The sequence below is a fragment of the Bradyrhizobium sp. BR13661 genome (assembly GCF_029892425.1).
In the GTDB taxonomy this organism is placed as follows: Bacteria; Pseudomonadota; Alphaproteobacteria; order Rhizobiales; family Xanthobacteraceae; genus Bradyrhizobium.
In genome coordinates, this window is record NZ_JARXWB010000006.1 from 1 (window position 1) to 14,310 (window position 14,310).

Here is a 14,310-nt window from a genome sequence, read left to right on the forward strand (position 1 = left end):
GCGGAGGGCGGGGTGCGGCTGCAGGTTCAGGTGGATGCGCTCGAGGCCGGCGGTGGGCGCGCCTTGAGCATCTACAGCCGCGCGGAAGATGCCCCCGAGGGCGCCTCGTGGACGCTGCATGCGCAGGGTACGCTAGGCGAGGCGGCCGAAGCTTCGCAAGACAACAGCGAACTCGAAATTTGGCCGCCAGTTGGTGGCGAGCCGATCGATTTGAGCGGTCATTACGCGCGGCTTGCAGCGCGCGGCTATGGCTACGGTCCGCTATTCCAGGGCCTGGTCGAGGCCTGGCGTGTCGGCAATGCCGTTTACGGCCGCGCCGTGCTTGCGGACGCGCTCGGAGCGTCTGCGGATAGTTACGGTCTGCATCCGGCGCTCTTGGACAGCGCACTGCATGTGCTGACCCTTGCGCACGTAAAGGGGCTCGACGACGGCGCAGTGCTGCTTCCGTTCGAATGGTCCGATGTGTCGCTGGCGGCTCGGGGCGCACGTGAGCTGCGCGTCCGGGCTTCGGTGGAGCGTAGCGGCGAGGGCGAAGCCCTGGCGGCACTGCAACTCACCGATGGCAATGGGCGCGCGGTCATGCGCCTTGGCGGTCTGCGCTTGAGGGAAGCAAGCGATGCGCAGATCCGTGAAGCCTCGCGCTCCGAGACGCAGCATCTGTATCGTCTGGAGTGGCGTCCGGTCGCCTTGAGTGAAGGCGAAACTGGGGCACTGATCGTCGGAGGTAACGGAGAGCTGGCGAGGCATCTGGGCCTCGATCATGTTGACAGCATCGCCGCGGTTGTTGCGCGCCTCGACGAAGGCGGAGATCTCCCCGCGACAATCGTATTCGATCATCTGTCGGAACCAGCCGGCGGCGTTCTTGCGGCAACGCATGCGACAGCGGAGCGTGGTCTTGCCGAGCTGCAAGCGATCCTTGCCGAGTCGCGGCTGAACGAGGCGGATGTAACGTGGCTGACGCGACGCGCGGTCGCGGCAGGTCCTGACGAAGGCGCGAGCGGACTGACGCGGGCGCCGCTATGGGGTCTGGTGCGCAGCGCACGGGCCGAACATCCCGATCGTCACCTGCAGCTTGTTGACGTCGATGCGCCGCTTTCAGATGTTTCGCTGCTCGCGAAGCTGACGTCGACGACCTCAGAGCCCGACCTGGCGCTACGGCATGGTGAGGTGCTGGCCCCGCGGCTGGCGCGAGCTGGCGCGGGTGCGTGCGAGCGGCGTCCTCTTGATACCAAGGGAACGGTGTTGATCACAGGCGGCGCAGGCGAGCTCGGCAGCGAGGTCGCGCGGCACCTGGTTGCCAAGCACGGCGTGCGTCATCTGCTGCTGACGTCGCGGCGCGGCATGGCGACGCCTGGGGCAACCGAACTGGTGACCGAGCTCGAGGCGCTGGGCGCGCAGACGGTCGAGATCGTGAGTTGCGATGTCTCGAATCGTGACGCGGTTCGCGCGGTCTTGAACGGCATCGCGCCTGAACGTCCGTTGACGGGTGTGTTCCATCTCGCCGCTACGCTGGACGACGGCGTCGTTCCGGCGCTGACCGCGGAGCGGCTTGAGCGCGTCCTGCAACCAAAGCTCGATGGTGCCTGGCACCTGCACGAACTGACGGCGGACACGGATCTCGCCGCGTTCGTGCTGTTCTCGTCGGTGGCCGGACTCGGCAGCCCGGGGCAGGCGAACTACGCCGCGGCGAATACATTCCTCGATGCGCTTGCAGCAGAGCGTCGCCATCGCGGCCTTGCCGGGCAGAGCCTGCTGTGGGGCCTGTGGGAGCAGCGCGGTGTCGGCATGACGGCGCATCTCGGCCATGCCGAGCTGATGCGCATGCGTCGGCAAGGCGTGCAGGCGCTGTCGCTGGAGCTCGGGCTTTTGCTTCTCGATGCGGCGCAGTCGCTGCCCGAAGCGGCGCTGATCCCGATCCATCTCGATCTCGCCACCGTCCGGCGACAATTCGCAGACGATGTGCCGGCGCTGTATCGCGGGCTGGTGCGCCGTGAATTGCGACGGGCCTCGACGTCGAGCGCCGACACCAACGCGTTGCGTGTTCGTCTGGCGGCGCTTGCGAGCGATACGGAGCGTCAGCAGGCGCTGGTGGCGTTGGCGCAGGAGGAGATTGCGGCGGTGCTGGCCTTGCCCGGTCCCGCATCGGTGCCTGCGGACCAGCCTCTCAAGGATCTCGGGCTGGACTCGCTGATGGCGGCCGAGCTGCGCAACCGCCTGTCGGCGCGGGTCGGGACCAAGCTGCCGACGACCCTCGCCTTCGATTATCCGTCCGCGCGCGCCATGACGCGGCTGCTGCTCGAGAAGCTCGAACTCGGCAAAGCGCCCGTTCGGCAGGAGAAGCGGCGGACCAACGCCGCATCGATGTCGGAGCCGATCGCGATCGTCGGGATGAGCTGCCGCACGCCTGGCGGTCCGGCGACTCCCGAGAGCTATTGGTCGCTGCTCGAGAGCGGCGGCGACGGGATTGGTCCGCTGCCTGGCCGCTGGAGCCGCGATCTGCTGAAGCGCCTCGAAGCGGTGACGGGATGGCTGACGCAGGAAGGCGGCTTTGTCAGCGCCGTGGAGGATTTTGACGCGAGCTTCTTCGGCATTTCGCCGCGCGAAGCTTTAGAGATGGATCCGCAGCAGCGTTTGGCGCTGGAGGCGGTGTGGGAGGCGCTGGAGCGCGCAGGCCTGCAACCGGAAGGGCTTAAGGAAAGCCGAACCGGCGTGTATCTGGGCTCGATGGGCAGCGACTATGGCATGCACCGTTCGCTCGAAGACACCACGATGTGGACGACGACAGGCAAGCTTTCGAGTGTTCTGGCGGGACGCATCTCCTATGTGCTCGGCCTCGAAGGCCCGGCGATGACGGTCGATACGGCGTGCTCGTCATCGCTCTCAGCGCTGCATCTGGCCTGCACGTCGTTGCGTCAGGGCGAGTGCGATCTCGCGCTGGCAGGGGGCGTGCACGTGATGTGTACGCCAATTGCCTTGGTCAGCATGGGCGCAGGTGCCGTCGCACCCGACGGTCGCAGCAAGAGTTTTGCTGACGGCGCCGATGGCGCGGGTTGGAGCGAAGGCTGCGGCGTGCTGGTGCTGAAGCGCCAGTCGGATGCGGAGCGCGATGGCGACGAGATTCTGGCGCTGATCCGCGGCTCCGCCGTGAATCAGGATGGACGTAGCCAGGGTCTGACCGCGCCGAACGGCCCGAGCCAGCAGCGCGTGATCCGCGCGGCTCTCTCCGCCAGCGGCGTGAGCCCCGATGACATCGATGTCGTGGAGGCACACGGCACCGGCACCAGCCTTGGTGACCCGATCGAAGCGGGTGCGCTTGCTGCCGTGTTCGGGCCGACGCGTCGCGAAGATCGTCCGTTGTGGCTGGGCTCGTCGAAGTCGAACCTTGGCCATACGCAGGCCGCCGCGGGCGTCCTCGGTGTGATGAAGATGGTGCTGGCGCTGCGGCACGAGGTCTTGCCGAAGACGCTGCATGCGGAGCATCCGAGCAGCCAGATCGAGTGGGAAGGCAGCGGGCTGTCGCTGCTGCAGCAGGCACGGGCGTGGCCGCGTGATGCGTCGAGGGTTCGTCGTGCCGGCGTGTCGTCGTTCGGCATCAGCGGGACCAATGCGCATTTCGTGATCGAGGAAGCGCCGGCGCGTTCGAAGATTGTTGGCGCGGCCGCGGCTGATGCGTCATCGCCGATGATCCCGTTGCTGGTGTCCGGCCGTGACGAAGCCGCGCTTCGTGCGCAGGCGGACCGTTACAGCGAATGGCTGTCGCAGCATCCGGATGCCGACTTCAGGTCCGTGTTGGCGACGGCGGCCTTGCATCGAACGCAGTTTGGGTCGCGGGCGTCAGTGTCGGTGCGCGATGCTTCGGAAGCCGTGGAAGCGCTGACTGCGCTGGCCGAAGGCCGCTCGCATGCACCAGTGTCGGTTGCCGAGGCGCGCGATCGCGGCCGTGTTGTGTTCGTATTCCCCGGACAGGGCAGTCAATGGCCATCGATGGGTCGGGCCCTGCTGGCGGAATCGCCGGTGTTCGCGCAAGCGATTGCGGCCTGTGAGACGGAGCTGTCGAAGTACACGGACTGGCCGCTGACCTCAGTGCTTCGCGGCGATGAAAATCTTGAAGCCGGCCTGCTGGAGCGGGTGGACGTGATCCAGCCCGCGCTGTTTGCAATGAATGTCGGCTTGGCAGCCGTATGGCGCAGCCTCGGGCTGGAGCCGTCGGCGGTGGTCGGTCACAGCCAGGGCGAGATCGCAGCCGCCGTGGTGGCCGGCATCCTCTCGCTCGAAGACGGCGCGCGCGTCGTGACGCTGCGCAGCCAGCTGTTGCGCCGCCTGACCGGGCACGGCGCCATGGCGGTGACCGAGCTTGCGGCTTCGGTCGTCGAACAGCGGTTAAAGTCAGCAGAGTGGTCCGGATTGTCGGTGGCGGTTGTGAATACGCCAGGCTCGACGGTGGTCTCGGGACCAACTGAAGCGATCGAGCGCTGGGTCAGCGACCTCGGCAAGGAAGGCGTGTTCTGCCGGCAGGTCAATGTCGACTACGCCTCGCATAGCGCGGAGATGGATTCCATCCTGCCCGAGCTGGAAGGCTTGCTGTCAGGCCTCGCGCCACAGGCCGGCCAAGTCGCGATGATCTCGACGGTGACGGGAACGCGCTGTGACGGCACCTCGCTGGATGGATCCTATTGGTGCCGGAACCTGCGGCAGACGGTGCGGCTGGACCTCGCACTGGCCGAGCTGATCGGCAGCGGCCACGGCGTGTTCGTCGAAGCGAGCGCGCATCCGGTCCTCGCAATGCCGCTGTCCGCCGCGAGCGGCGAGCATGGTGTGGTCGTCGGATCGCTCCGCCGCGATGGCGGCGGGATGTCCGAGCTGTTGCGCAATCTTGGTGTGCTGCACGTTCATGGCGTTGCGGTCGATTGGTCGAAGGCTCTCGGCGGCAGCGCGAAGGCACCGGTTGCCTCGCTGCCGACCTACGCATTCCAGCGCCAGCGTTACTGGCTGGAGGCTGAGAAGCCGAGCGCGGACGCTTCGACGATGGGTCTGTCGGAGGCCTCGCATCCGCTGCTGGGCGCGGCGACGCCGCTGGCGGAGAGCGACGGGTTCCTGCTGACGGGACGGCTGTCGCTGTCGGAGGCGGGCTGGCTTGGCGATCACGCGGTGTTCGGCACGGTGTTGTTGCCGGGAACGGGACTGCTGGAGCTCGGCTTTGCGGCGGCACGTGCGGTGGGCTTGTCGAGTGTGTCGCAGCTGACGCTGCTATCGCCGCTGGTGCTGCCGGCGGAGGGCGGGGTGCGTCTGCAGGTCCAGGTGGATGCGCTGGAAGCAGGCGCGGCCGGCGGCGGTCGTGGCTTGAGCATCTACAGCCGCGCGGAAGATGCCCCGGAAGGTGCATCATGGACGCTGCACGCGCAGGGTACGCTGGGCGAGGCGGCGGAAGCGACCTCAGAAGCAGGAGAAGACAACGAACTAGAAGTGTGGCCGCCCGTCGGTGGCGAGGCGATCGACCTCAGCGGTCACTACGCGCGGCTCGCGGCGCACGGCTATGGCTATGGACCGTTGTTCCAAGGACTGGTCGAGGCGTGGCGCGTTGGCGACGCCGTGGTTGGTCGTGCCGTACTTGCGGAAGCATTGGGACCATCGGCAGACGCTTACGGCCTGCATCCGGCGTTGCTGGACAGCGCGCTGCACGTGTTGACCCTTGCGCAAGTCAAGGGCCTTGAAGATGGATCGATATTGCTGCCGTTCGAATGGTCCGAGGTCTCGCTGGCAGCCACCGGCGCGCGTGAGCTGCGGGTCCGCGCCTCGGTGGAGCGTAGCGGCGAGGGCGAGCCGCTGGCACGTCTGCAGCTTGCGGACGGGCAGGGCCGTGTGGTCGCGCATGTCGGCGGGCTCAGGCTGAAGGAAGCGAGTGAGGCGCAGATCCGTGAGGCCGCGCGCAGCGAAGCGCAGCACCTGTACCGACTGGATTGGCGTGCGGTGATGTTGAGCGAGGCCGCCTCTGATGCGGCACCGCTGATCATCGGCGGCGACGGCAAGCTGGCGGCAGCTCTGGGCCTTGATCACGTTGCTGATGTGTCGGCTCTCGCGTCGCAGCTCGATGCAGGCGGCGCGATCCCCGCTACAATCGTGTTCGACCACCTGTCGGAGATAGAGGGCAGCGTTCTTGCGGCGACGCATGTAACGGCGGCGCGTGGCCTTACCGAGTTGCAGGGCCTCCTCGGCGAGGCGCGGCTGAACGAGACCGATGTGACGTGGCTGACGCGTGGCGCGGTCGCGACGGGCTCGTATGAGGGCGCCAATGGACTGACGCGGGCCCCGCTGTGGGGCCTGGTGCGCAGCGCACGGGCCGAGCATCCCGATCGCAGCCTGCGGCTCGTGGATCTGGATGCAGCTCTTACGGATGCATCGCTGCTGTCCAAGCTGACGTCGACGACCTCAGAGCCTGAGCTGGCGCTGCGGCACGGTGCGGTGCTGGCGCCCCGGCTGATGCGCACTAGCGCCGGTTCAGGCGAACCGCGTCGTCTCGATGCGGACGGAACGGTGTTGATCACGGGCGGTGCTGGCGAGCTCGGCAGCGAAGTCGCGCGGCACCTGGTTGCCAAGCACGGCGTGCGTCATCTCTTGCTGACGTCGCGTCGCGGCATGGCGACGCCTGGCGCGGCCGAGCTGGTGACCGGGCTGCAAGCGTTGGGTGCGCAGACGGTTGACGTCGTGTGTTGCGATGTCTCGGACCGTGACGCGGTTACCGCTGTGTTGAACGGCATCCCTGCGGATCGTCCGTTGACAGGCGTGTTCCATCTTGCCGCGACGCTGGACGACGGCATCGTGCCGGCACTGACGGTGGAGCGGCTGGAGCGGGTGCTGCAACCAAAACTCGATGGTGCCTGGCACCTGCACGAGCTGACCGCGGACAAGGATCTCGCCGCGTTCGTGCTGTTCTCGTCGGCGGGGGGGCTCGGCAGTCCGGGCCAGGCGAACTACGCGGCGGCGAACGTGTTCCTTGATGCACTGGCAGCAGAGCGTCGGCATCGTGGTCTGGCCGCGCAGAGCCTGCTATGGGGCCTGTGGGAGCAGCGCGGTGTCGGCATGACGGCGCATCTGGGCCGTGCCGAGCTGATGCGGATGCGCCGGCAGGGCGTGCAGGCGCTGTCGCTGGAACTCGGGCTCGCGCTTCTCGACGCGGCGCAAGCGCTGCCCGAGGCGATGCTGATCCCGATCCATCTGGATATCAGCGCGATGCAGCGCCAGTTCGGTGAGGATGTGCCGCCGCTCTACCGCGGCCTGGTGCGCACGGGCTTGCGACGCGCATCAGCAGCCGGAAGCGCTGATACGAACGCCTTGCGCGTGCGGCTGACCGCACTTGGCAGCGATGCGGAGCGGTTGCAGGCACTGGTGGAGCTGGCACAGCAAGAGATCGCAGTGGTGCTGGCCTTGCCCGGGGCGTCGTCGGTCCCTCCGGATGAATCGCTCAAGGATCTCGGCCTGGACTCGCTGATGGCGGTTGCACTCCGCAACCGGCTGTCGGGCCAGATCGGCGCCAAGCTGCCGACCACGCTGGCGTTCGATCATCCGTCTGCGCGGGCGATCGCGCAGCTGCTGCTGGAGAAATTCTCGCAGGGCGAACGCGCCTCACAGAAGCAAGGCGGGAAAGCAAAAGTGAAGAGCCTGTCGAAACTCGAAGGGCTGACGTCACTCGCCGCATTGCTCGAAAGCGCAGACCCCGAGTTCCTGCGCCAACTCGACCTGGAGCGGCGGCTGTCAGGGCTTATGGAGATGAATGCCCTGCTCGAGAAGGGAAATTCGTCCTGCATCGTTCCGATCCGGCCAGGATTTGGCGATCAGGTGATGATCTATATCCCGGGCCTCGGGCACGGCTCTACCCGCGAGAACACGCCGCAAGTCATCAAGGATTTGGCTGGCGACTATCCCATCGCGGGTCTCAATCCGTATCCGCTGGCGGAGCAAGGATTGCTGAACGGGACTGTCGAGGACCTCGCCTTGAATTATGTGCCACATGTGGAGTCCTGGATCGGTCGTCGATCCGTGTTCTTCGTTGGCGGTTCGTTCGGCGGCGTCGTCGCCATCGCACTGGCGTCCGAACTTGAACGTCGCGGTCATCACGTGGCGGGTGTTGCCTTGCTCGACACGCAGGCGCCGCCTGATCTCTCCTCCGTGCCGACATCGATGATGCAGGTCGTCGACGGCATCGGCTGGGCGCACTTGATGCGAACGTACGGCCTTGACGAGGACGATTCCGAAAGGCTCGCCGAACTCACCGGTGCGCCATCAACCGACGCCCTGCGCGAGATGATCTCCGACAACGTCAAGGGTCAGATCGGCTACGCCTTGCCTGATGTGGCCGCGCCCATCTACATGCTCCACGCCAGGGAGCACGATCCCGGACTGCGGAGCCTCGAAGACCATTTGGTTCCCGATCTGGGTTGGAGCCGGTTCGGACTTCAGATGACCTCCATCATCATGGTGGGCGGCACCCATAGCTCCATGTACGCCCACCCGGATATGCCCGGCCACATCGACGCGCTGTTCGAGAAGGATGATGATCGCGGGGAGAGCGAGGCCGCGGAGTAACCCATTGATTCGACAACACGCGCCTACTGTGCATGGGGTTGTTTTCGGGTGCCCGCCAGGTCCTGGGCCGATCAACTCAGGATTCGGTTGCCCGTATGAATTTGAATCAACCCGCTCACTATTGGATGTTGTCGCTGTCGTCCTTGAAAAGCGTCCTGAGTAACCGCCATAGCTCACGATGCCCAGTCGTCTGTCCGCCCTGCGTGAGATAATCCGCAATATCCATTGTCGTTGTTTGGCAGTCGAAAGTGCCTGGGCAGCTTGCGTCGAAATGCGCTGCCTCACGTTCGATATACAGGCGTTTGCTGTCGGTATCGAACACGAGCGTGCAGCGATCCGCCTGCGTGATGTCAGGACCCCTTACCTCACGATACAAATCTCGCTTCAAAAGAGCCATCTTCTGCTCCTGTGGGTGAAGTTGTTGTAGCCAGGCATTTGACCTTGTCGGAACTCCATTGCTGCGATCATCCGTCACGCGGCAGGAGAGACCGGCTCAGGCTTGACCAATTCCTCGATGTCCGGCTCGCCGCATCGCGTGAGCATTGACTGACGCACCTGGTCCCGCAGTCGAATAGCTGACTGAAAATCGGCGCCCGACGGCGGAATTGGATCGCCCATCTCGATGCTGATGGCGCTGTACCGGGGAAACCATTGGTCGCTGCGTAGCATGGTCCGTGTACCCTTGATAACGCCTGGCAACACCGGGAGATTGAGTTCGGCGGCAATCTTGAACGCGCCGAGATAGAAGCTGGAAAGGCCCGCCCGTCGCGTAAAGGTCCCTTCAGGGAAAAACACGAGAAGTCGTCCCGCTCGAGCCAACGAGATGAGCGTTGCCGTGTCCGAAAGGCTTGCGGAGACATCGTAGCGCTCGACGAACGGGATGGCGAGACGACGCAACATGATCCCGGCAACGAATTGTTGCTGCAGTTCCGTCTTGGCGACGATCGCCGGTTCACCGGGCAGGGTCGCTGCGAGTGCGAAGGCGTCCATGTAGCTTGAATGGTTGAAGGCCAGCACGGCGCCCGTGGCTGGAATCTTCTCAAGGCCGGCAACCTTGAATGGCACGCCCATTGCGAACAGCGCGCTGCGACCGATCCGTCTGAGCGCCGACCAGCGCGATTTGGGAGAGGGCAGCACGAGCACGGCAAGGCACCCAACGCCGAAGGCGCTGCCCAGGACCGTCCACCACCACGCCGCGTAGAGTGTTTCGCGGAGCAATCGTGCCAACCGCCGGAGTTGGGGACCAATGCCGGCGAAGGCAAGGCGAAACAGCTGCCACCACAGGACGCGATGGACCGGACCGATATCACCGCTCTGATACATCTCTTTGGCCGCACTCCGGCGGATCTTTCCGCTCGAGGTTTTCGGCACGGTGCGTGGCGGCGCGAGGACAATCTCATCCGGCGGCGTGCCTGCTGTGTCGGCTACGACCTCATGGGCGCGGGTCTGCAATGCCGCACGGGCGGCCGGATCGATCTCGCGCGTTTCCACAAGCACAACAACCCGCTCGGTTCCGGATGCCCGGTCGGCGACGCCGAAAACGGCCACGCCACCCTTGTGCACGCCGGGCACGGAAGCGACCGCTTCCTCGATCTCCTGCGGATAGAGGTGCCTGCCGGCGCGGATGATGATGTCCTTGATGCGGCCGGTGATGAAGATATCGCCGCCCGCCATGTAGCCGCGATCACCGGTGTCCCGCCAATCGCCATGGAGCAGTTCGCGGGTTTTCGCTTCATTGCGGAAATAGCCGATTGTGGCCGATGGACCGCGAAATTCGATCCGTCCTTCCCTGCGCTCGCCGAGCTCGCGGCCGGTTTCATCCACCACACGGATCTCGTGCCCCGGAAGGGGCTGCCCGCAGGCCGGAAGCTCCAGCGGCCGCGGATCGTCCGGTCCCGCGGGCTCGGCGCTGCCGTGGAGGCTGAGCTGATCACGATCGATCCGGTCGATGAGGGGTTGACGCCCTAGCGGCGGGAAGGCGAGACCTACGGAGCACTCGGCCAGCCCGTAGACGGGCGCCATCGCGCTTGTGGGAAAGCCGCAGCGGCCAAAACGTTCGGTGAACGTCCTTAGGCTCTGCACGCTGACCGGCTCGGCACCGTTCGCGATCATACGCAGCGAGCCGAGATCCAGCCCTTTCAGTTCATCCTCGGGGATCTTGGCGAGACAGAGTTCGAAACCGAAATTGGGTGATGCCGAGAACGTTGCGCGGTATCTGTGCATCGCCCACAGCCAGCTTTGCGGCCGGACCAGAAAGCTGAGTGGCGACATGACGTAGAGCCGCGCCGCATAATGCAGGCAGCCCAACCAGGCGCCAATCAGTCCCATGTCATGATAGAGCGGAAGCCAGCTGACGAAGACGTCGGCTGAGGTCGCGTCCATGATCCGCCCCATCGCGCGGATGTTGGCGAGCAGATTGGCATGGCTGAGCACGACGCCCTTGGGATCCCCGGTGCTGCCCGAGGTGTACTGGATCAAGGCGACCGCATCGGCATTTTCCAATTGCGGGAGAGTAGTCGGTTTGGCTGCGGCTTCGATCTCGGCCACGCTTGCGACGCCACTCAAGCTGTCGACCAGCGCGCCGAGCAAACCGGCCAGCCGCCGGGCCTCCGGCATCGCGATCAGCAGGCAGGCGCCGGCATTGCGCAATATTCCCGTTTGTCGTCGCAGATGATCCTCGAGCTGCGACAGGCGCATCGGCGGGTAGATCGGCACCGGAATCGCGCCGGCATAGAGAATGCCGAAGAACGCCACGAAGAACTCGATGCTTGTGGGCAGCATCAAGCCCACCCGATCGCCCGCCGAGACGTCACGCTCGATTAGGCCGAATGCCAGCCGTCGGGCTCGCTCGGCGAGTTCGCCATAGGTGAGCGTCCCGAGCGGCGTCGCTTCGTCCTGCAACACCGTCAGGTGCGGGCGGTTCGGGTGGCGCGCGGCATGCCAATCGAGGACCCCGGTCAGGGTTGTCGCCTCGCTTGCCGCCGGCACTGTTGGAAGCGCTGAGGTCGGGACCGCGGGCATTGCGGTGCGCTGAAGTGTCGGCGCCGCCTGCTCAAGCGCGCGGACCAGATCCCCGACGGTCTCAGCTTCCCCGATGGTCCGCGCCGGAAGGTGCACATGAAAGGTGCGCTCGATGCGGAGGATCAGCTCGGTGCGGGCGAGACTGTCAATTCCGAGGTCGCGCTCGATGCGGCTTGAGGGAACGACTTCCATGAATTTGCTGCGTTGCGGATGAAGCTCATGCACGAGATCGCGCACCAGCGCCATCAGATCGCGGCGTTGAAGCTCGGCATTGCCCGGCGCAGCATCCATGAGACATACCTGGGCAGTCATACCTCGGCCGCAGAAGCGGTCGAGATCAGGATTCGACTGAGATGAACGGCCGGCCCGGCGGGCGAACGACAAGCACCGGCACGTTACTGTGTGTCAGCACCTTGTTGGCTTCGCTTCCGAGCACGACGGCGGCGATCCCGTGCCGGCCGTGCGATGCCATGACGATCAGATCGCATGACCTCTTTGTCGCCGTATCGATTATCGCCAGATAGGGATGATCGTGTTCGACATGCAGTGCCTCGCAGCCGACACCAGCCGCCAATGCGACTTCCTTGGCGGCGTTGAGATATTGATTGGCGAGAATCTCAACCTGCTTCGCATACTGCTCCGGCGTGTCGGTGACCATGGTCGGCTCGACGGCAAAGGTGTGAAAGGGGGTGGACACGGTCAATATCGTCACCTTGGCTCCGACCGACTTGGCCAGGGCCATGCCATACTCGACCGCAGCCTGCGACAATGGCGATCCGTCCGTCGGGACTAGAATATGCTTATGCATGCCATGTCCTGACTATGAAACCAGTGTGGCCAGACTGATGCAGTTCTCGACCGTAGTCCTGCCGCGTCGGAGAGCAGAACCGCTGGAGAAAACCTATGCACCTTGCGCACCGGCGATAATGATCTGGATCAAACGCCATCGGCGCTTTTGTCGCGGTTCCTTCAACAAACCGTTCTTCACGCTAGTGACCACCTTCGTGTTCGCACTCTATTTCGCCACGCATGTGGCGCCACGGTTTTTGAAGCTGATGCCCTCACCGGCAAAGAAGCGCGACAGCATCGACTTGTCGGCTTCGAGGCCGTGCCTGCGAAGCAGTCGCTCGGCGATCGCATCGAGCGTCAGATCGTTCTCCCAGCGCCGAAGTTCCAACAGCCAGTTCAATCCGACAAATATTCGCGCGGGCTTTGCTTGCGTGCCGTCGTTCATCGAAGGCCTCTAGGTCAACGCCTATGCCTTGCGTGTTTTCAGCTTGGCTTCGAGATACGCCACCATTCCCGAGAGCGTCACAAGTTTGGGATAGTCGATCTCCGGAACATCGATCCCGGTCCGCTGATGCAGAGCGGTGACGAGATTCAGGAAATCCATCGAGTCGATATCGGCCGCTTCGCGCAGATCAGCCGTCGGGTCCACCGTTGAAAGGTCGACTTCCGGGGCGATGTTGTTGAGCTCCTCTTGCACGATTTTGCGGATCTCGATCTCGCTCATAGTGTTTCCGGCTCCTGCAGCAGCTTGCCTATCTCGGCGAGAAACAACGCGCCTGCGTGCCCATCGGTGACCCGATGGTCTCCCGCCAGCGTCATGGTGACCACGGAACGCGGGCCTATTGCTCCGTCGACGACCCAGGGTCGCATGACCACCTTGCCGAACCCGACGATGGCGACTTGAGGCGGATAAATGATGCCGTATAGGGCTTCGACTCCACGCTCGCCGAGGCTGGACACTGTGATCGTGGGATCGGAGATTTCCGAACTGCGAATCCGTCCGGCCCGCGTTCGCTGCACGAGGTCGCGCATGCCGGTCATCAAGTCTTCAAGCGGTAGTTGATCTGTGTCATGCAGTGCCGGTGCCGCCAGTCCGCCGCCGCGGATCGCTATTGCCACCCCCAGATGGATCGCCTTTGACGGCTCGAACCGGCTGTCGCGATAGAAGCCGTTGAAGGCAGGGAACCTGCGAATGGCCAATGCGACCGCCTTGAGGGCAAGGGCGCCGATCAAGAGACGACGGTCTGGCGGGAGCGTGGCGTTCTTGTCAGCCAGCCAGCGTTCGCATCGCGTTACGTCGATCTGATGTGCGAGATAGTAGTGTGGGATTTCCCGCTTCGACCGGGTCATCGCGGCCGCGATGGCCGTGCGCATTGCCGCGAGGTCAAGCCAGGCTCCGCGTTTCGCTTCGGTCGGCGGCGCGACCGCGCCGAGATGGCGTTCGACGTCTGCAAGGGTGATCGCACCGCCTGGTCCGCTGCCGGCGATCGCTGAGAGGTCGACGCCGTGCTCTTCTGCAAGTCTCCGGGCGGCGGGCGAAGCCGGAGCCCGGGCCTTAGCGGAGGGAGCGACTGGCGGCGTTGGCGCGGCGGCCGGCATTGGCGGAGGCGCAGGCTGTGGCAATGGCATGGGGACGATGGGCGCCGCGGTTGGCGGTGGCGCTGGCACGGCCGCTGCCTCGCCTTCGGCCCAAATCAGCGCCAGCGGCGTTCCGACCGGGACCTTGCTATGAAGCTCAACCAGAAATTTCTCGATCCGGCCGGCCTGAAAGGTCTCAATCTCGATCGCGCCCTTCTGGGTCTCGACCACCGCGACGATGTCGCCGCGCTTGACCATGTCGCCCGGCTTCACCAGCCATTCCACCAGCGTGCCTGCTTCCATGTCGGCACCGAGCGAGGGCATGCGGAATTCGACCACGAC

The 14,310-nt window shown here is 65.0% G+C and carries 7 protein-coding genes; 1 reads left to right on the forward strand and 6 read right to left on the reverse strand.

Annotation, left to right across the window (positions count from 1 at the left end; translation table 11 throughout):
* Positions 1-12 precede the first annotated feature (12 nt).
* Positions 13-8,580, forward strand: coding sequence for a type I polyketide synthase (locus tag M2427_RS11600; RefSeq protein WP_280706433.1), 8,568 nt, complete (start codon positions 13-15; stop codon positions 8,578-8,580).
* A 118-nt stretch (positions 8,581-8,698) separates the two neighbouring features.
* Here M2427_RS11600 and M2427_RS11605 read toward each other — a convergent pair whose 3' ends face one another.
* From M2427_RS11605 to M2427_RS11630, 6 genes are all read right to left on the reverse strand, one after another.
* A complete protein-coding gene (locus M2427_RS11605; protein WP_280706434.1) occupies positions 8,699-8,977 on the reverse strand; it encodes a hypothetical protein in 279 nt (92 codons plus the stop codon).
* A gap of 74 nt (positions 8,978-9,051) precedes the next feature.
* On the reverse strand, positions 9,052-11,892 hold the full coding sequence (locus M2427_RS11610) for an AMP-binding protein (protein WP_280706435.1): 2,841 nt from the start codon (positions 11,890-11,892) through the stop codon (positions 9,052-9,054).
* Between the two features lie 46 nt (positions 11,893-11,938).
* Entirely contained in the window at positions 11,939-12,409 is a 471-nt protein-coding gene (locus tag M2427_RS11615; protein WP_280706436.1) for a universal stress protein, read from the reverse strand.
* Positions 12,410-12,616: 207 nt separating this feature from the next.
* Positions 12,617-12,835: a hypothetical protein gene (locus tag M2427_RS11620; RefSeq protein ID WP_280706437.1), complete on the reverse strand. Its 219-nt coding sequence runs from the start codon at positions 12,833-12,835 to the stop codon at positions 12,617-12,619.
* A gap of 21 nt (positions 12,836-12,856) precedes the next feature.
* Positions 12,857-13,114, reverse strand: a complete 258-nt coding sequence (locus M2427_RS11625) for an acyl carrier protein (protein ID WP_280706438.1) — start codon at positions 13,112-13,114, stop codon at positions 12,857-12,859.
* Entirely contained in the window at positions 13,111-14,307 is a 1,197-nt protein-coding gene (locus M2427_RS11630) for a dihydrolipoamide acetyltransferase family protein (protein WP_280706440.1), read from the reverse strand. The genes M2427_RS11625 and M2427_RS11630 overlap by 4 nt, the downstream gene beginning before the upstream one ends.
* Positions 14,308-14,310 lie beyond the last annotated feature (3 nt).